16 protein-coding genes are annotated in these 18890 nt (G+C 67.3%); 6 read left to right on the plus strand and 10 right to left on the minus strand.

From position 1 onward, the window contains the following. Positions 1-8: 8 nt before the first annotated feature. Positions 9-230, minus strand: coding sequence for an RNA polymerase sigma factor (locus ACRYM2_RS05785; RefSeq protein ID WP_432520590.1), 222 nt, complete (start codon positions 228-230; stop codon positions 9-11). A gap of 83 nt (positions 231-313) precedes the next feature. Further along, on the minus strand, positions 314-766 hold the full coding sequence (locus ACRYM2_RS05790) for a primase C-terminal domain-containing protein (RefSeq protein WP_432520592.1): 453 nt from the start codon (positions 764-766) through the stop codon (positions 314-316). A gap of 101 nt (positions 767-867) precedes the next feature. Between ACRYM2_RS05790 and ACRYM2_RS05795 the strand changes: the two genes are divergently transcribed. Then, complete coding sequence (locus tag ACRYM2_RS05795) at positions 868-1047, plus strand: hypothetical protein (protein WP_432520593.1); 180 nt, start codon at positions 868-870, stop codon at positions 1045-1047. A gap of 317 nt (positions 1048-1364) precedes the next feature. Here ACRYM2_RS05795 and ACRYM2_RS05800 read toward each other — a convergent pair whose 3' ends face one another. The 4 genes from ACRYM2_RS05800 to ACRYM2_RS05815 form a co-directional block, all read right to left on the minus strand. Further along, positions 1365-1895 carry a hypothetical protein gene (locus ACRYM2_RS05800; RefSeq protein ID WP_432520595.1) on the minus strand — a complete coding sequence of 177 codons (531 nt, stop codon included), beginning with the start codon at positions 1893-1895 and terminating at the stop codon, positions 1365-1367. Positions 1896-2711: 816 nt separating this feature from the next. Beyond that, the gene (locus tag ACRYM2_RS05805) at positions 2712-2999 is read right to left on the minus strand and encodes a hypothetical protein (protein ID WP_432520596.1); all 288 of its coding nucleotides are present in this window, start codon (positions 2997-2999) and stop codon (positions 2712-2714) included. Between the two features lie 345 nt (positions 3000-3344). Then, complete coding sequence (locus ACRYM2_RS05810) at positions 3345-3872, minus strand: hypothetical protein (protein ID WP_432520597.1); 528 nt, start codon at positions 3870-3872, stop codon at positions 3345-3347. Positions 3873-4262: 390 nt separating this feature from the next. After that, the gene (locus ACRYM2_RS05815; protein ID WP_432520598.1) at positions 4263-4763 is read right to left on the minus strand and encodes a hypothetical protein; all 501 of its coding nucleotides are present in this window, start codon (positions 4761-4763) and stop codon (positions 4263-4265) included. A 957-nt stretch (positions 4764-5720) separates the two neighbouring features. Here ACRYM2_RS05815 and ACRYM2_RS05820 point away from each other — a divergent pair. Then, positions 5721-7976: a hypothetical protein gene (locus ACRYM2_RS05820; RefSeq protein ID WP_432520600.1), complete on the plus strand. Its 2256-nt coding sequence runs from the start codon at positions 5721-5723 to the stop codon at positions 7974-7976. Positions 7977-8222: 246 nt separating this feature from the next. Continuing rightward, complete coding sequence (locus ACRYM2_RS05825) at positions 8223-8510, plus strand: hypothetical protein (protein WP_432520601.1); 288 nt, start codon at positions 8223-8225, stop codon at positions 8508-8510. Positions 8511-9003: 493 nt separating this feature from the next. On the opposite strand, the gene ACRYM2_RS05830 is transcribed toward ACRYM2_RS05825, so the two are convergent. Continuing rightward, positions 9004-9411 carry a very short patch repair endonuclease gene (locus ACRYM2_RS05830; RefSeq protein WP_432520605.1) on the minus strand — a complete coding sequence of 136 codons (408 nt, stop codon included), beginning with the start codon at positions 9409-9411 and terminating at the stop codon, positions 9004-9006. Between the two features lie 167 nt (positions 9412-9578). Between ACRYM2_RS05830 and ACRYM2_RS05835 the strand changes: the two genes are divergently transcribed. The 3 genes from ACRYM2_RS05835 (at position 9579) to ACRYM2_RS05845 (ending at position 13200) form a co-directional block, all read left to right on the plus strand. Further along, a complete protein-coding gene (locus ACRYM2_RS05835; protein ID WP_432520606.1) occupies positions 9579-10919 on the plus strand; it encodes a DNA cytosine methyltransferase in 1341 nt (446 codons plus the stop codon). Between the two features lie 206 nt (positions 10920-11125). After that, positions 11126-11932, plus strand: a complete 807-nt coding sequence (locus tag ACRYM2_RS05840) for a transposase family protein (protein WP_432520658.1) — start codon at positions 11126-11128, stop codon at positions 11930-11932. Positions 11933-12222: 290 nt separating this feature from the next. Then, complete coding sequence (locus ACRYM2_RS05845; protein ID WP_432520660.1) at positions 12223-13200, plus strand: IS481 family transposase; 978 nt, start codon at positions 12223-12225, stop codon at positions 13198-13200. A gap of 324 nt (positions 13201-13524) precedes the next feature. Here the strand turns inward: ACRYM2_RS05845 and ACRYM2_RS05850 are convergent, their stop codons facing one another. From ACRYM2_RS05850 to ACRYM2_RS05860, 3 genes are read right to left on the minus strand one after another with little or no spacing between them, the layout of a single operon-like run. Continuing rightward, a complete protein-coding gene (locus tag ACRYM2_RS05850) occupies positions 13525-14130 on the minus strand; it encodes a hypothetical protein (protein ID WP_432520607.1) in 606 nt (201 codons plus the stop codon). A 15-nt stretch (positions 14131-14145) separates the two neighbouring features. After that, positions 14146-15882 (minus strand): DEAD/DEAH box helicase family protein, encoded by a 1737-nt coding sequence (locus ACRYM2_RS05855; protein WP_432520609.1) that lies wholly within the window; start codon positions 15880-15882, stop codon positions 14146-14148. After that, on the minus strand, positions 15879-18404 hold the full coding sequence (locus tag ACRYM2_RS05860) for an ATP-binding protein (RefSeq protein ID WP_432520611.1): 2526 nt from the start codon (positions 18402-18404) through the stop codon (positions 15879-15881). The genes ACRYM2_RS05855 and ACRYM2_RS05860 overlap by 4 nt, the downstream gene beginning before the upstream one ends. Between the last annotated feature and the right edge of the window lie 486 nt (positions 18405-18890).

Genomic DNA, 18890 nt, shown 5'->3' on the forward strand with positions numbered 1-18890 from the left:
CTCCACGCTCAGGAGGCAGCCTGCTCCTCGGGCTGTCCCTCGTCCGCTCCAGGCTCGGGCATCTCGCCGTAGCGGCGGGCATCGTGCAGCAGCCGGCCCACGGTGCCGGTGGAGCAGCCCATCGCCTCGGCGATCTCGGCGTAGGAGGCGCCAGAAGTACGCAGCTGCACCGCCTGCGCCCGCCGGGCCGCGGCCCGGCTCAGGAAGGCAGGCCGCGGTTCAGCAATCATGCGTTGCACGGTGCGCTGAGAGATCCCGTACTGCTCCGCAGCCTCTCGTGCGGTCACCTTGCGGCGAGCCGGCATCTGCGCGCTCACAGCACCCCTTCCGCCAGCTGCGCGATCGTCACCTTCGGGCGGCTCGCGCTGCCCTCGCTCTGACTAGCCTTACGTGCATTGCGCCGACGCTGCTCCTGCTGCGCCGGGGTGTTGGCCCGTCCGCCCTTCGCTCCACCCTTCTTGCCACCGTTGCTGCCGCGCTGGGCCTGCACCGCGCGGAAGCCAGCCTCGTCGAAGGAGCGGCGCCAGACCCATCGTGCAACGGACTGCGCAGTCTGGGCCACCTCCGCGGCCGGCAGGGGGATGGCGAACTCGTGGTTGACGTTGAGGGCGAAAGCGTCGACGACCTCCTCCCACTCCAGGCGGTCGCTGTAGCGGCGCCGTGCCCGGTAGGCCCACAGCCGCAGCCGGTTGAACAGGGCCACGTTGCGTCCCAGCCCCGAGGACTCCGCCGTCCGCCGCGGCAGCTGGGCCGAGGGCGACCCCACCACCCCGACCCCCTCACCGACCACGCCGCCGGTCGCCTGCTCGCCAGCGGAGCCCCGACCCCGACCCCGACCCCGACGTCAGCCACCGCATCATCGACGGCGTGGGCCGCGTCCTCGACGAAGCCACCCGCAACGACGCCGAGCACGCAGGCGCCCTGGCCGTGCAGGCGTTCATCGCCTGGGACCAGGACAACACCATCGCCGCCGAGCTGTGGGCGCGCGAGACCATGCAGCACGACGACCGGTGCTTCCTGGCCCGCCTGGTGTACGCCGCCGTCTAGCGCGGCGTACACCAGAGTAGAAGATCCGCTGGCCTGCCGGTGCAGTAAACGCAACGCTTCCTGTCGAGACCACCACACGGCCGCCGGCGTTCGATATAGAGATTTATCACCAGCACAACGTCGCGGAGCGCTGCCTTAGGCGGTGCGATTAGTTCCGCACCTCTGCCACTCATCATGCCCGAGGTGCTGCCCGCCTCCACATCCAGGTGATCATCGCCTGCGTCATGCTGTGCTTTCGATGATGCGCACGGTGGACCCTCGTCGAATGCCAACGGGTACGGCGGCGCCGCATTAACTACCTCAACCGATGGCGCCGATCACAGAGCCTCGTACAAACCCTGCACATACCCCGACCGCGCAAGACTCTCCAGCAGCTCCCATTCATCCTGCGGCCGCAACCACATCATGTTGGGCGGGTCAACCACATCCGCGATGGTGCTGATTGGCCGGTCGAGGCTCGTGACCGGCGCATACGCAGTGTCAACGAGGACCAGCGGGATCGGCGAGGACCACCACTCCAACCGCACCGGCTCGTGCTGGGGCCGCAGCAGCGCTGCGCGCTCCTCCGAGCTAAGAGCCTGCAGCTCCTCCGGGTACGCCTCAGCGAGCGCGAGGGCTTGAGCAGCCACCGCCGCCCGGTAAGCCAAGCGGATACGCGCGACCAGACGCGCTTGATCATCCAGACCGCAGTAACCGGGGATCAGGGCGTCCAAAAGATCAGCCGGGACGTCGCCATAGGCGATGCACCCATTCCCGCCGTAGCGCACGGCCAAGGGAAACCGGGAGCCGTCAGGGCGCAGCAGCGGGCGTGGGGGCCCGACCTGGCCTCGGGCGAGGCGGTCGATCACTACAGGCATATCTGCTCCTGAGGACGGGGGAACAACTTCTGGCATCAGCCTCTCACCCGCCCCCGACATCACCCAGCACTTCCTTCAGCACTAGACCGCGGTGCACATCATGTTCCTCATCGCCCTGGCCCGATGCACCATCATTGCGCCTCACTGGCGGCCAGCGATGAGTACTTCCCTCCTCGACAAGTGACCTTCGGTGAAGAAGAAGTGGTGGGTGGCGCTGCATCCCGGGTCGCGCACGAGCCGTAAGGCGTGCACGGCACCCGATGTCGCGGCAGGTAGCTTGTGAAGGATCGGGCACCGTCTCTGCCCGCCCAGCTGCGTCATGCACGCGAGTGTCGACAGATGTCGACAAAGGGATCCTGATCAGCACTTGGCCGCCCGCGGACCGTCCCGACGTGTGTCCTGCGCGGTGAGGCGGTGTCGCCCCGCCCAGGCGGGGCGGTCGATACTGTACCCGGTCGCAGCAGGTCTACCCAGTCGCAGCAGACCGTGCCACCCGTGCCCGGAATGCCTCTGGTTGTACTTGCCTGATGCGCTAATCGACTCCCGTCAGTGCCGGGCGTTGCGCGGGCGTGTGTGGGTCAGCACCCACTGCTCGCGTCCCGGTGCTCTGCTGTTGCTTCGGCTCCGCAGCACTGGCGCATGCCACCGCGTTGCCGCCGACGCGGAAGCGGTGGTAACGATGCGGCGGTGGGGTCGAGCGGTGGACTGTCGAGGGTAGAGGAAGGGACGGTGAGCATGATCTCCTCACCGTCCCTTCCTCTACCGAGGAGGTCAGCTCCGGTGCATCATTTGCGTAGACGGTGCCGGTCAGGGATGGATCGGGCACGCCGGACGCTTGGACGGGGTATACCCGTTGGGGCGCTGGTAGCTGCGGAAGCCGATCAGGTGTAGCAGGCTCTCGCTTCCTGCCGTGTAGCGGCAGAGCAGTCCCGCCGCGATGAGTTCGCGAAGGTCGCGGGCCATCTCGACCGCCGTGTGCTCTGGCCGCAGTGGCCACAGGTCGGCGTTGAGCAGGCACCCGTTGTCGCGCAGCCGACCGTCGTCGTCGGCCTGCGTCAGCAGACCGAAGAAGGTCCACTGCGCTGCCATCGACACCTTCGCCAGCTTGACTGACCTGAAGAAACTCGGCCTAATCTGCCGAATGCGAGCCATGTTGGCCCTCCTGCAGTCTCGCCGCGCCGGAACGCGGACTGTCGTTGGATTTTTTGTCCTTGGGTGTTCTGGCCTGCCCGGGGTAGGCCGTCGTGTCTTCACTAGAGCTATCGGCATGACGAGCCGGGGTTGGCACCGCATCGGTCCCCGGCTCCCGCAACTGACATCGGCCGCTTCTGGTGCCTTGGGTCCTGGCGGTCCATTGCCATCGTTCATGCCTGAGGACTGCTGGCGGAGGTCGCCTCACGTGACGAAGAGACACTCAGGCCGGGGCCGTGAAGATGGTGCTCAGGGAGTGAGCCCCAGCAAGGCAAAGCCGTACAGCGCGTGCGCGCCGACGGCGCACAGCAGCAGATCCACCAGCAGCGGCCGGTAGCGGCGGTACTCCTGCACCTCAAACGGATCGGCACAGGTGGGGTGACGCGCGTGCCAGTCCTCGATCACCTCCAGGATCTCGCCGCGCTCAGGATCGTCGCGGTGCTCTCGCAAGGCTGGCAGAAACGCGAAGGCCACGATCATCTGGCGGCGGGTGAAGAGCAGCAAGCGCTCATCCACCATCGCTCGCAGCAGCGAGCCCGGCGGCAGCACCGTCCGCCACAACGGCTGCTCCACGACCAGGTCGTCATCTTCGCTGAACGTGATCTGCGGACGGTACAGGCAGCGCAAGGTGACAGCCGTCCACAGCGCTCCCGCCGCGGGAACCGTCCACTGGTAGCCGCCTGCGGCGCTCTGCCAGGCCGACTCCAGCAGCCGCAGCGTGATGAAAGCGATGATGCCCACGGCGAGCGCACGGGCGCGGCGGCGATAACCCAACATCACAAGTGCTCCTTCCTCTTCTGCTTCAGCGTTACCGCGGTGGGCGCGGCGCGTCCTCATGGTCGTGACGGGTCCGTCATCGGCAGGCTGACGGTGGGGCGTGACCGCCGGCCGCCCCGACCGTTGATCGCCGACGCGCCACATCCACCGCCCTCCCACCTCACTCATGCCCAGCGCATCCCTCCACGCCCGCCGTGCTCGCCGTGCCCTGCGCGCCCAAGGCTGCCCACGGCAGGACGAGCGCGTTCGCCGTTCTCGGCCCACTGGCTCGTGCGTTTCCCACACGGCGACTGTGAGAACGCCGGGTGTGCCGGGTGGTGCGCTGTGCTGCGGGTGAGCCGTCGCGGTAGGCGCGCCGGGCAGGGCGCCGGGGCGCTACCCGTTCGAGCATCAGAACGGCACGCCGTAGGGGTCCTCGCCGAGGCTGCCGGGGTCGCTGGCGCTCTCGCCGTTGTGCTCATCGGCGAAGGACGGGTCAGGGCTGACGCCGTGGATGTCCGTCACCTCAGCCCACCGCTGCAGGGGGTCCTTGCGATCGGGGACCATGGTGATCGTCACGCGGAAGGTGTGGCCGACGAGGTTGTCGGTGTCGATCACCATGCCGTCGCTCAGCTGGTTCCCATAGATCGAGGTCAGCCAGCGAAACAGCCTACGGTCCACCTCCGAGCCGAAGCGGCGCAGCGCTGCGGTGGTGGTGCCACGCACCCTGCGGCCGGTGAAGCGCTCATCAGGGCCGATGACTGTCATCTGCCACTGGAGCAGGGACCAGATTGAGCCGTCGCGGCGGGTGATGGTCTTCTCCTCGCAGCGGTCCAGCCGGGCGTCGTAGATGCCCTCGTGTGGGAACTCGATGGCGCTCGTCGTGTCCGGCGAGCCGATCGTCAACTTCATGATTGTGTCCTTCGCATTGTGTTGTCGGTGGTGACGTGAGCTGATGTGTTCCTTCACTGCACCGCATGGGGCTTGTGAAGGGTCTGAGTGGTGCGTGCTCTGCGGTGGCGCGCGGTACGGGTTGCGAGTGGTGCATGTGCTCGCAATCCCGGTGGTGGCTCAATAGTTGATCATGAAGCAGCGATCCTCCCTGCCTGCCTGGCCTGCCCGGCGTTCCTCTCTAGGCATTGGCAGACAGGCGGGCTAGATGCACCGAAGCGAGCAGGGAAGTTCAAGATTTTTCGGAGATGGCGCTGGCGGGCCGGAAGCTGCACGGTCGCTGACCCGGCGGTCGGCAGCGACGCGCCTCCTGCATCGGCCCGTCACGCGTCCGGCGAGGCCGTGGCGGCGCAGTGCGGCTTGACGCTGTGGTGGCTTGCATGCAGTGGTCCGCTCAGGGACCCGGAGCGATGGACGCTGTGGCAGCCTCGGCTGTGTGCGCGTCAAGAGGCGCGGTCGCGCATCAACCCGGGGTCCGTCTCGTCCGTCGCCTCCCGGCGGTCCGCTGAAGGCGACGGGTGCGCACCTCAGCGCTCCAGTGCGCTCTGCTGATCAGGGGCGCTGGCTACCTGCTGGCTGCCGAGGGACGGTCACCGCACGGTGATGGATCGGGCAGCCGGGCAGCTTGCGCCGTGCGTACCGCCTGCCCCGGCGCCAGCTCGCCCGGCTGTGGCAACGCACCGACGTGCCGAAATCCCAGCCTGCCTGCCGATGGCGCTGCTCGACCGGGTGCCCTGCCCGGTCCCCGGTCTGGGCCCTCGGGGCCCGCCGGGCGAGCCCGATCGGCAGGCCACCATGAGTTCTGGTCCCCACCCCACTGCGCCTACGGCACCTACCCCGGCGCCCACTCCGGCGTCCACATCGCATGCTGAGCGGTCCCTGCCGGCTGCGTCGGCGCAGCAGCCCACTCCTGAGCTGGTGCGCCTGCAGCAGGCGCTGGCCGCGCCCGGTCGCCGGGTGCGCCTGATCAGCCCCGACAACACCTCCCCCGGCACCGTCGCCACCGTCCACGCCGCCTGGCGCAAGGTCAACGACCCCCACTCCCCAGCCGCCACCTTCGCCATCGAGCTGCGGGCCGGCCTCGTAGCCGCGGACGTCGACCTCGATGGCGTGGACGGCGATGTAGCCACTCACCAGCTGCTGGCCCGGTGCCGGGCTCACGGCATCCCCGCGGTCTTCGCACTCTCGGGCCAGCCCGGTCATGCCCACGTGTACGCGGCCGTCTCCGCCGAGCAGCGCACCACGTTCGGCGAGTACGCCGCCAAGCTGGTGCCCTCCTCGCAGCTGCGCGAGGGCGGCTCGCTGATCCGCCCGCCGGGCGCCCCGCACCGCCTGCCCGGGCTGCCGCCCTCGCGGCTGGATTCCAGCCTCAGCATCCCCGAGGTGGTCCGCCTGCTCGGGCTCGACCGACCGGCCAGCACCGTCAAGACCCGGCGTTTCAAGGCCGGCCACACCCAGACCAAGGCGGCCACGGCAGGAGCGGGCACGACGGCGCACAGCACAGCAGTCACAGCACCCCCGGCCGGCGCTCGGCGGAGCTCTCGCGGCACCCACCACCTGACGGGCCAGCAGAACGCCGCGAGCAGGCAGCGCAGGCAGGAGGATCCGGCGCGGAGGCGGCGCGGGCAGGACACCGCCGCTCGGCAGCACTCGTATGCGCCTACGCCGGACTCGGCCCGGATCGGGCGCCGGCGCACCGGACGGGGTGATCTGAGCGCTGAGCAGTGGATGCTGGCCCGCGATGCCGCAGGGCCGCTGGTACCCCGCGGAAAGGACGGGCGCGCCGATGAGTCGCGGATGTTGATGATTCTGGCTACTGCAGCGGTAACCAAGGGGCTGTCCGAGTCTTGGTTCACCGCACTGGCCACCAACCGGCGGATGGCCGGGTGCCGTCACGCCTGGCGCCGCTCAGCCCACGGCAAGTCCACGCCAGAACGCTGGGCACGGGGCACCTACCGCCTGGCGGCGGCGAGGCTGACGCGACTGCGCGCCGAGGACGCCGCCCGCACGGGTACTCACAACAGCCGCGCTGGGCGCCTCCGTGACGGGGCCACCAGCGGCGAGGGCACCGCCACGAGGTGGGCAACGGGGCAGGCTGGGGATGATCTGCTGGGGCACCTGGCGCGGGTGCGCGCCGCCGCCGAGCACTACCCCTGGGGCGTGCGGGAGCGCCCCGGGGTCCTGGCGCACCTGCAAGCGCACTGCCTGATCGCGCTGCAGGCCGGGACGGCTGAGGGCTACGGCGCCTCGGAGCGGCAACTGCAACAGATCGCGCTGCAGCACGATCGCGGTGAGGCCCGGGCAGCTCGGCGCAAGCTGCAGCAGGCGGGGTTCCTCTGCCCGGTCAGCGAGCCCGTCGTGGCGCAGGAGCCCCACCCGGCCCCGGAGCAGGCCGAGACGTCGCCTGGCGCCGTCCCGGGGGCGTTCAGCGCCCAGCGTTACCGGCTGGCGCTGCCCGAGGGTGACCACGTGATGGGGCCGCTGCCAGCACGCTTGTACGCGCTGGATGGCGCCAGCGTGGGTCATGACGTGTGGAGCGAGCAGGTCGCAGCAAATTGCGCCCCTCCCCGTAAGGGGGTGGTACCTAAGATTGGGGGGAGTTGCGACATCCGCGCCGCCTCCTCACCTGCTGGCAGCAGGCTGGGCAAGCGTGGCTGGCTGGTCTACGGGCTGCTGCACCAGCCCAGCACCCTGGATCAGCTGGCTCAGGCTGCCGGCATGAGCACGCGCGGGATGAGGGCGGTGCTGCGCAGGCTGCACGCGCACGGGCTGGCCACTGTGGACGGAGCGCGGTGGCGGCGCGGGCAGGCCAGCCTGGACGAGGTGGCCACCACGCTCGGGGTCCGCGGGGCCGGTGAGCGCCTGGCCGGGCGCCTGCGCGAGGAGCGGCGCGTGTGGGAGCAGCGGTGGCTGCGCCACTTCAACGCCCCCGCTGAGGTCGTGATGGAAGTTGAGGCCGTCGTGGGCGGCCATGGCGGCGCCGGGCGCGCTGCCGGCCACGGCAGCAGCGCGTGGCCCGACGAGGCGGGGAGCGTCAGTGCCGCCGACCTCGCCTGGTACGAGGCGGTCATGGCCTCAGCAGATGCCGCCAGCGCGGAGGTGACCAGCGCGGAGGTGGCCAGCGCTAATGCGCGCAGCGCCGGCACGCCGACCTTCAGGCTCGTGCCCCTCTAGCCACCGGCGCGCGCCGGCGCGCCGCACACGCGTGCGCACCGGGCGCTGAGGGCTCTGCAGGTAGCGCGCCCGGTCGCGGCGGCCGACCTGCCTGCCGAGGACACCAGCAGCGGGCTCGGTGCGCAGGACGGTCACCATCGTCAACCTGCCTGCCGAGAGCGTCAACAGCGGGCGCCACGCCTGCAGCGGCTCACCAGCGGCGCTGATGAGAGCACGAACCACCCGACATCCACAACGACACAGGAGATGACCACGATGAACGACTCGGCGGCGCCGGTGCTGCAGGCACTGACCCAGATGGGGCACCGCCTGCAGGAGGAGTGGCTGGCGGCGGGGCGGACGCTGGATGCCCGCTTCCAGCGGGCCGTGCTGCGCGCCTTCGACGCCTACATGTCGCAGGTCCCACAGCGGCAGCGAGACGCCCTGGCCAGCGAGGCTGATGCCCTCTCGCGCTCGTTGGCTGCCTGCGGTTGCCCACGGTGCGTGCGCCGACTCGTCAGCACGCGGCCGATGGCGGCTGCGGGCGCGTGCTGATGCCCGCGACAGCAGCTCCCTGGCAGCTCAGCTGCCCATCGTCGCTCGGACGCTGATGTGTGGTCGCACGGTCAGCGGGCCGATGTTGCGCGGCCGAGCGGATCGCCGGCTCGTGAACGCGCTCCACGTCATGCGCATGCTGCCTCGACTGCCCCCGCACACCGATAGGCGCAGCGCTGACCGACCGATTGTGTGGGGTCAGTGCTTCAGCACCGCAAGATTTCGTGTTTACAGTTTGACTTATGGCTCCAGAAGCAGAAATGAACAATGCCTGAGGCAGCCGACCTTAAGGAGGCTCAAAATTTGCAGGCCGTCGCCTCAGCTGAAGAACTCCCGGTGCGGCGCGTGCCGTAAATCAGCTATGGCAGCCAGAGTCGCTAGGTCAATGCACTTGTTGGTGATACACAGCGACTGAGCAAGGAGCAGTAAAATGTATTCTGGCATACGCTTGACCCGTACTACGCCAGGCGATACGTTCGAACGCGTGTTCGATTCAGGACTGGATGGCGGCCTGTACACGACTGGCACCCTCATCGGGCGACTCATGTTCCCAGATGCGCACCACAGCCCAACCAGCCGCCCACAGGATGGCGTCGGCCTGGCGATCCCGCTCAACATTGCGGCGCAGCTTCGGTGTCCAGTACCACTCGTTGCTGGTGGGCTCCCGCCCATGCAGCGGACACACATGCCAGAAGCAACCGTCGACGAAGACGGCAACTTTGCGGCGGGTGAAGACCACGTCCGGGCGCACCCGCCCGCCGGGCAGGTCCAGCCGGTGGTCTTTGCGAAAGCGCAGGCCACGACGGTGCAGCGTAGAGCGCAGCGCCACCTCCGGCTTGGTGTCAGAACGCCTGATCGCGGCGAGGTTGCGCGAGCGTCCCGACGAGGTCGGCGTCAGCACCCTGCGCTCGCTGCCGTGCTGCCCGCCCTGCCGATCACTGCGTCGCCCGCCCGCCACAGCGCCACACTAGGCCGCGCCTGCCCGCAGCGGGCCAGCGCATGCAGGAGGATGTGCGCGGTGCCAACCAGCGCGACACGACCGGACCCGAGGCACCATGGAGGGCAGCTGTGAGCATGTTCAACGTCGTGGAGATCTGCGCAGGCGCCGGTGGGCAGTCCCTGGGGCTGGAGCGCGCCGGCTTTGAGCACCTGCTGGCCGTGGAGATCGATGATACGGCTGTACAGACGCTGCGCAATAATCTTGGCCGGGATAACGCCGAGCCAGCGAGGCAAGACCTGGAGACAGGAAACCCTGTTAAGGAGGGCGTGCAGGAGCGCAAGGACGTGGTGCGCCACGGTGACGTGGCCGACAGGCAGGTGTGGGACCCGGCTGAGTACGCCGACCAGGTGGACCTTTTCGCTGGTGGAGTGCCGTGCCCACCATTCTCCATTGCCGGCAAGCAGCTGGGCACCAGCGATGAGCGCGACCTATTTGCCTGGGCGGTGCACCAGGTGGGAATCATCAAGCCTAAGGCACTCCTGCTGGAGAACGTACGAGGGCTGTCGATGCCCCGGTTCGCCGCCTACCGTCAGCACGTGCTCGATGAGCTGGCCGAGCAGGGTTATGTCGGCTTCTGGAAACTGCTACAGGCTTCCGACTTCGGCGTGCCGCAGCTGCGCCCGCGCTTTGTGCTGGTGGCACTGCAGCAAGAATACGCGCCGTACTTCCGCTGGCCCGACACGAGCCAATACCCGAGCAGCAGTGTCGGTGAGGTGCTCAAGGACCTCATGGCTTCCAGGGGCTGGCCGTTCGCCGACAAGTGGGCTGAGCAGGCCAACGCTATTGCCCCCACCATCGTTGGCGGAAGTAAAAAGCACGGCGGCGCTGACCTCGGCCCGACCCGCGCGAAGCAGGCGTGGAAGAAGCTGGCCGTGGATGCCATGGGGGTCGCAAACGAGGCGCCAGGACCTGATTGGCCGCACTTCAACATCAAGCCGCCAAAGCTGACGGTGGAAATGGTTGCACGCATCCAGGGCTGGGACAGCCTGGAGAACTGGCCTATCCAGGGCCGTAAAACGTCGCAATATCGGCAGGTCGGCAACGCCTTCCCGCCACCAGTGGCAGAGGCCGTGGGACGCCGCATCATCGCCGCTCTGCGCAAGGAGGGTGAGGCCGAGGACATGCCGGAGCTGGCGGAGGCGGTGGATCACGATCCCGTGTACCGGGTACTGAAGCAGGCTGAAAAGCCGTTGACGTCAGCAGCCATCCAGAAGCTGCTCAAAGAGCCATACGGCGAGGAGCAGCTGTCCCGCCGCATCGCCTACCTGCACCGCGACTTCAGCATCGAGACTACCGAGGTAGGCGGCAAGCCCGCCTACACCCTCGGCGGGTTCAGGGGATTCATCGGTCAGGAGGATCACGAGCGACACAAGTCCTTCGAGGGCAAGGCACGCGGTCAGATCAGCTGAGAATGAGCGACTGAGGCAGCGAGACCACCCTGGCGCGAAGGTCCGCTACAAACGGGAGTTTGATGCTGGGGACGCTGATTGAGGTCTTGTCAGTAGCAGCGTGAGACCGCCGCTCGACCGGGAGTTGAAGGCGCTGGGGCACTCAGGGTCTGGACGAGACGATGGAGGCGACCAAGCCCTATCCGCCGTACTCACCTGGACGCTGCGTGCTCTCCTATCGTGCCAGCCTCGACGTTCCCCGCGTCCTGGCCCAGACCGTCGCCCGACTGCTGTTCACTCACCGCGCCCGGATCGGCACCCGCCGCGGACGCCGCTCGATGGGCTGCTTCGCTCAGGCGGTGCTGCTGCTGCGGTTCATGCGCCAGCGCGCCGCCGTCGCCGACCTGGCCCGCGACAACACCATCAGCCTGTCCAGCGCCTACCGCTACCTGCACGAAGCCCTCGATGTTCTGGCCGCCCAAGCACCTGACCTGTCCGAGGTCGTCGCCGAAGCAGTGCGCCGAGGAACTGAGCATCTGCTGCTTGATGGCACCCTCATCGCCACCGACCGCGTCCGCGACCGGACCGGTCGACGCGACCGGTGGTACTCAGGAAAGCACCGCCACCACGGTGGTCTCGTGCAGGTCGTCACCGACGCCGACGGGCGGCCTTTGTGGGTTTCACCCGTGGAGCCAGGCTGCACCCATGACCTCACGGCGGCACGCATGCACGCCCTGCCGCTGCTCTACGTCGCCGCAGGCCACGGCGTCCCTACGTTGGCCGACAAGGCATACACCGGCGCGGGAGCCGGCATCCACGTGCCGGTGCGGCGCCCCAAGGGCGGGCAGCTTCTCGATCGCAGCACGCGGGGCTGGAACTCATACGTCAACGCCGAACGCGCCTTCGTCGAGCACGGCATCGCCCACCTAAAGACCCACTGGCGGGCTCTACATCACGTCAGCCTGTGCCCGTGGCGCATCACCGCGATGGTCGCCACAGCCCTCGTCTTGAGCCGACTGGAGAACCGCTACTGACAAAGGCTCATTGAGCCGCCCTGGGACGGAGATACCCGCTCTCGTCTGGCCGTCCTTGAAACACCAGCCCGTCATGGGCGCTGGCTCGCGGGGGCGGACGCTCACCCGGTGCGCTGGCGCTGAACTTACATTACGGCAAGCGGCGGGCTCGCCAGAATCTGCGCCAGCGGCTCCTGCTCGCACTAGTTGTACCCAGCTAGGACGTTGATAGCAGCGCAGCGACTTGAACGAGGGAGGACCTCCGGGTGGGGTGTGACTTGTCGAAGGTCCACATCCACCTGGAGGTCCTCGTGACCCACGCTAACGCCCGCACCACTGTCCACGGCCGGCTCCTGATCGTCCAGCGCCACCAACAAGGCTGGGCCCAAGCTCACATCGCCGCCGCGATGGGCATCTCCCGCAAGTGCGTCCGCACCTGGATCACCCGCTACGCCGCCGAAGGCCTCGACGGACTGCGCGACCGCTCCAGCCGCCCCCACCGCAGCCCCACGCGGACTCCTGGCGACATCGAGGCCCGCATCATCGAGCTGCGCACCCGAGAGCGCTGCGGACCCGACGAGCTGGGCGCTCAGCTCGGCCTGCCGGCGCGGACGGTCTCCCGGGTCCTGGCCCGCCACGGCCTGCCACACCTGTCGGCGCTGGATCCGATGACCGGTGCGGTGCTGCGCTCATCGAAGACCACCGCGGTCCGCTACGAACGCGAACGCCCCGGTGAGCTGGTGCACATGGACATCAAGAAGATCGGCCGCATCCCCGCCGGTGGTGGCTGGCGCGCCCACGGTCGCGCAGCCCGTGAAGCCACCTACGACCGCAAGGCGAGGATCGGCTACGACTACGTCCACTCCCTGGTCGATGATCACTCCCGGCTGGCCTACTCCGAGATCCTGCCCGACGAGAAGGGCACTACCTGCGCTGCCTTCTTGACCCGCGCGGCGGCCTACTTCGCAGCCCACGGCATCGCCCGCATCGAGCGGATCATGACCGACCCCTCCAGTGGCAACGCGTGGGCTTATCGCTGGTCGCTGCGCGAGGTCTGCACCGCGTTGGGAGCGAAGCAGAAGTTCATCCGTCCGCACTGCCCCTGGCAGAACGGCAAGGTCGAGCGGTTGAACCGGACCCTGGCCACAGAGTGGGCCTACCGGCAGGTGCTCACCAGCAACGCCCAGCGCGCCGCTGCCCTTGCACCGTGGATCGAGCACTACAACACTCGACGCCGTCACAGCGCACTCGGTGGTCTCCCGCCGATCAGCCGCCTGTCACCAACGTGATGGCCGGGTACAGCTAGGCGCAGCTGGGCGCGGCAGCTGTCCCGTGCATAGTACTGACCTCGTACCGATGGCCATGGTCGAGCACCGGGCATGGTTAGCGGCGCGGCCTTGTCAGCAGGGCATCTCAGCTCAGTGAAACCTGCGGCTGTGGTGATGCCGGCGGGTTTCCTTAACTTTGCGTTCGGGACATTATGGCTGCTCGCGCGTACCCCCGCCCAATCCTGCCGGGCCAGTCACCGCCAGCGCAGCATCCCTGCCGCGTTCTGGGACATGGCCAACCGCAGGCCGGCCGTCGCGAGACGCAGCAGGTGCCCGGCGTGGTAGTCAGCGCCCTTCTTCAGCGATTGCCTGCAACCGCTTGCGCTCCTCCTCAGTGATCTTCTTATTGGCCCGGACAGTGTTGACGACGATCGTTGGCACTACAGCCAGGTTCACGCGAGCGCTATCTAGGGAGTACGTGTCGTTGCCGCTGGCCTTGGCGGCGATGACGTCCAGGCCCAGCTCGCGCAGCTCGCGCACCCGCCGCTCGGCGTGCACGGCGTCGGCGGTAACGATGCGGAGGTAGTCACCGGGAACCGGGGCGCCCTGGCGGTCGATCAGGATGCAGAAGAGCTGCTTGTGCACCGCCGACCCGTAGGGAACCTTCAGGGCCCACTCCGGCAGCAGGCCCGCGTACTTCTCCTGCATGCGCTGCTCCACCGACTGCCGCACTGCCACCCACGCCGCACCGTGATCTGGGATCGAGGCGAGCAGCAGGGACTGGAAAACACTTGCCGAGAGCCGCTTCATGCGTAGGTAGGCATCCAGGAGGTCCTGGCTGGAGGCATTTGCCTCGATTAGAGCGGTCAGCTCCCCGTAGGCGTTGATCAGCTCGGGACGCTGGGCCTGCCAGTGGGCGTTGTGCTGGATAGGGTTGTCAGGAGTTGCCATAACTTTGTCCTCTCATCAGGTGAGATCGGCTGCTGGGGGGTAGCGCAGGACGTGGACGTCCTCGCCGGCCGCCTCGAGCTCGGCGACGTCGCCGAGCCACTGGCGCAGGAACTGTGCGCCCTTGGTGTCCTCGGCGTTGGCGCGCCGGAAGGAGACCTGGTTGCCCAGGCGCACCCGCCCGGAGCTGTTCTTCTTGCCCAGGGACTCCTGCAGCTCCAGCCCTGCGGCGAAGCGGCGGATGTCCGAGACGAAGTCCAGGACGATGACCTTCTCCTTGCCGGGGGCCAGCCGCAGGCCACGGCCCAGCTGCTGCACGAAGATGCGCCGGCTGTGCGTGACGCGCTGGAAGACGACGATGTTGACGTCCGGCACGTCCACGCCCTCGTTGAGCACGTCCACGGCGCATAGGACACCGGCGCGCCCCTCGGCGAAGTCCCATAGCGTCCGGGTGCGCTCAACCGGGGTAGTCGCTACCCCGGCAGAGTTGCGGGAGGCGATCACCTGGGCATTGGTAAAGGCTAGCGCGTTGATCTTGCTGGCCATCTTCTCAGCGTGGTCGATCGTGCCGCAGAAGACGATGCACTTGGGATTGCTCTGATCAGCCCAGGTTTCCCTGAGCCGCTCGACGACCGCGTCATCCCACTCCTCGATGAATAAGCGCCTGTTGATTGCCTTAGGGGTGAACGTTTCACCGTCCAGGCCCTGTAGCCGGTCCCAGTCGATGTTGTCGGTGAACATGCGGTAGTCGATGTTCGCCAGGTATCCCTCCCGCAGCCCACGCACCATGTCGATGTCCACTACGGGCCGGTCGAACCAGCGCTCCAGCGATGCGCCGTCGGGACGCCACGGAGTAGCGCTCATGCCCAGCAGGAAGGCACCTCCAGCGCCGGCCGACAGCTCGCCGAGTACCCGGTCGTACATCTCGGCGCCGAGGTGGTGGCACTCGTCGACGATGACGGTGGTGAAGCCATCTAGCGTTCCTCCGCTACCCAGGTAGGCAGCGACACTGCCCACGCAGGCAAAAACGAGGTCGGCGTACTGCAGGATCTCTTGGTCGGGCTTCTCATACCCATTCCACACAACGGTGGATTGTGACGCCCTGAGCATGGGCCAGAACGCCTTCTCTAGCTGGTAGACCAGCTCATTGCGGTGGGCGAGCACCAGCGCCCTCGCACCCGGCCGCAGCAGGGATAGGCGCCGGAAGAATTCACCGGCGACGAAGGTCTTGCCCAGCCCGGTCGCGAGCACGACTAGGGCGCTGCGGCGCCCTTGCGTAAACTCGGCCATGGCCCGTTCGACAGCCTCGCGCTGGTAGTTCCGCAGCTCATAGGCATCAGCGTCGCGCAGCGCCAGGGGATCATCCTCAGCCTGCTCAGCCTGCCGCAGCAGCCGTGGCCGGTCCCACAGCTGCAGGGGTACACCCAGGTCTGCCAGCCGGCGTTGCTGCCCGGGCACCGCCGCCTCGAACCCACTGCTGGAGACGATGACCGGGACGTCAGCTCTGTACTTCGCGCACGCATCGACGGTTTCATCGACGACGCTGCCACCCACGCGCGCTTTCCAGCGCTTGACCTGGAAGAGCCAGCGGCGCCCCGCCTTGCTGGCGGTGACGTCCGCTCCCCCGTCTCCAGACATGCCGGCCAGGCGCACGTGCTCAAAACCACGCACCATCAGCAGGCGCATGACCATCCGCTCGAGCGCTTGCCAGCTGGTGCCGCTGATGAGCAGGTCCGTGACTATCCGCTGGCTCACCGCAGCTTGCCCGAGAGGTAGTCCAGGGCCGCCTTGGCCCGCACGACCAGCAGGCGCTCCGGCGACTGGTACCTCAGATAGGACGCGCAGTCCTCCAGGCATCGGAGGTACTTGTCTGTCAGTTCCTGCCGCAGGCCCTCAGCCATCGCCAGTCCCATCTCGTCGCCAGGCCACACGTCCTCCCAAACCTGGCCACCGAACCACACGTGCGGGTACTTGCCGAAGAACCTGACTAAAACCGGGAAGTCGGCATAACGCAGATAATCACCACCACCAATGAGGCCGGCGAAGTCGGTCATCGTCACCCCAGAGGACAGCATGTTGTCCGCCAGGCGGCGCTGCTCATCTACGGACAGCTCCGTGTAGAAGTCCGCCACCTCCCCGGTACCGGCAAGGCGGTCGACGATGAGAGAGAAGAGCGCGGCAATGTCACTGCGCACGCCCTCCGGGGCCTCAGAGATCCTGTCCGGCCAGGCCCTGCGCAGCACCTGGGTCATAAGGTTTGCCGTGGCATGGCCCCGAGCACCTGTGAGGGACGAGTGCGAGTCGTAGATGAAATGTGCCACCTCCGCTGCGACCGCATCCTCCAGCCGCAAGCCGAGGTCGGCGAAGGCAGAGTGGCCCGGGTCGACGTAGACAGTGATCTTTCTCAATGCCTTGTGGGCCACCACTGGCACCGCATCGGCGCCATAGGTTGGCACGATCGGGCGCGAAACCAGGCGGACCGATACGTCGACCGGCGCACTGGAGCCGCCGCGAACCAGGTCGACGGACAGGGCAGTCACAGCCAGGTCGGCCTCCTCAGCGGAGTCCTCGTCTAGAGCTGCGGCATCGGCCGGGTGCGGTGCACCACTGCGGCGACGGCACTGCATGCACGCAGGCTCGTCACCATCGTTGACCGTCGCGCAGAAGGTGCACGCCCACGGCGCAACGACGGTGGGCACCTGCGAGGCGCCGCACTGTGGGCACTCCAGCGCAGACAGCGGCAGGATGCACTCGCACGTCTCGCTCACGCACGGCTTCGGCTGCAGCACATGTGCACAGTCCTCGCAGACTTCCGCGCCAGGCGCATTCTGGTAGCCGCACTCCGGGCACTCAGGCAGCTCCTCCAAAGGCTTGTCGGCAGCCGACTCCACATACTCCCACCAGCGCGTGTCCTCGTAGTAACCAGGCTCGCGCGCCTGAAAGCGCTCCAGCAGCTCACGCTCGGTTTCGCGTGGGATTCGTTCAGCCTTCTGCCGCGCCGGGTTATACCGACCCATGTACATGTCCGCCCGGCCGAAGTTTCGAACCTTTCGGTAGCCCTGGAACAGGCGTGAGACCGGTGAGTCGTTCCTCTGCCCGGCCGACCACTTGCCAGGAAGCAGTGACCCACCGCGCAGGAAGGCCAGGGCGTTATGCCACTCGTCGCTGGTGCGCTGGAAATCCTGCTTGGAGAAGTCGACCGGAACGTGGTCCAGGTGCACTTCCCCGACGATGCGGCCGTACTGCTGGTCGACGGGGTACTCCTTCTCGGAGCGCTTGGTAACCTCGTCGGTGTAGTCGAAGAAGGCCGGTTTCTCCCCGATGCGGATGGCGCGGCCATTGCGGATCAGGTCGATGCCGAAGTCGTTCGGGTCGTCATAGCGCTGGATGCCCACCCAGCCCCACACCCGCTCGGTGATCTCCCGGACATCCCTGGCGCCACACCGCGGGCAGGGCGCATCACCCGGCATGAGGGTGCCGTCACGCAGGCAGCGGTAGGAGCTGGACAGCTGCTCGTCGAAGTCGATGCGCGCAGGGATGCGGCCATACCCAGCTCGCTCAACGAATCGGCTCTTGTCCCATACACAGTGCTCGAATGCTGGTTCTGGGTCGTTGTTGACGAGGATGCGCGCCGGTGTACCGTCCTCACCGCGCATGAGGGTTGCGTAGCGACGCGCGAGCTCGCGTCGTACGACGGTTTTCGACATTCCGGCCAGCTTACGGATGAAGGCGTTATTGGGGTCACCCGTTGGCCACCAGTCTCGAACTTCGACGATGGTGCCGCGCTCGAAACCGTGTGGCTTAGCGATACGGCGGGCCGGCACTTCAAAGGTGCCCTGCTCCATGAGCCTGGGCAGGTCGACCACCACCTCCAGGGCGTAGTCGTCCTCACGGCGCGCGGAGGTCAGCTTGGTGACCCTTCCCAGCTTTCCAGTCGCGATGTTGAAACCCATGCCAAAAAGACCCAGCGTGTCAAAGGCGTTCTTGGACGAGTACCCAGCGCGCAGCGCGTCGGCGACCTGATTTTCCGTCAGCCCCAAACCCGTATCACGCACGCGAAGAATCCCCTCTCCTCGGTTCACCTCCGATTGGCCGGGGATCTCCAAGAAAACCTGGCGAACAGCAGTGTTGACTCCTTCCAGCTCGGCGGCCCGGAAGGAGTCAATGGCATTATCGATCAGCTCACAGAGTGCATCCAGCGGAGTTATGGGAGTACGAGTGAGGGCTAGCAATACATTAGGAGTGGGCTGGATGTCGACCAGTGTGTGCTCACTCATGCGATCACTTTCCCCCTATGCTCGATAGGCGCGCTCGAAACGCCACCTCAGTGCATAACATCTATTAACCAAGAAAAGTAATGAATTGATTCATGCGGCTAGCGCATCTCGATGCCTGAAGCTACTTTCCGCCAACTTGAAGGGAGCCTCCTTGCCTAGAGCAGTTGCCTCGTCTAACGACAGCATGCCTGACCCAGCCAACATGTGCTGGAGGACTGAGTCGCTGGAGTACTGAGCCGCCGAAGCATGATCACATGTCCGCGCGTTGGTGTTGGAGTGATCGGGCCAGCGCGAAGGCGTTCACACCTGATCACTAGGCACTCCTGCATGTGTTGCAGCAGCGCGTCGTGGACGGCGGGCGCGGTGGGGTGCGTCCGGGAGCGGACATCGAAGTCGACGACGTACTGGACCTGCACGACCGCTCCCTCCCGCTACTCACCAGCCTCTGGCCCGCCGCGTCGGGCGGCGGGCACGGGGAAGAACGTC

It is taken from the genome of Kineococcus aridisoli (assembly GCF_050871885.1).
Taxonomy (GTDB): Bacteria; Actinomycetota; Actinomycetes; order Actinomycetales; family Kineococcaceae; genus Kineococcus.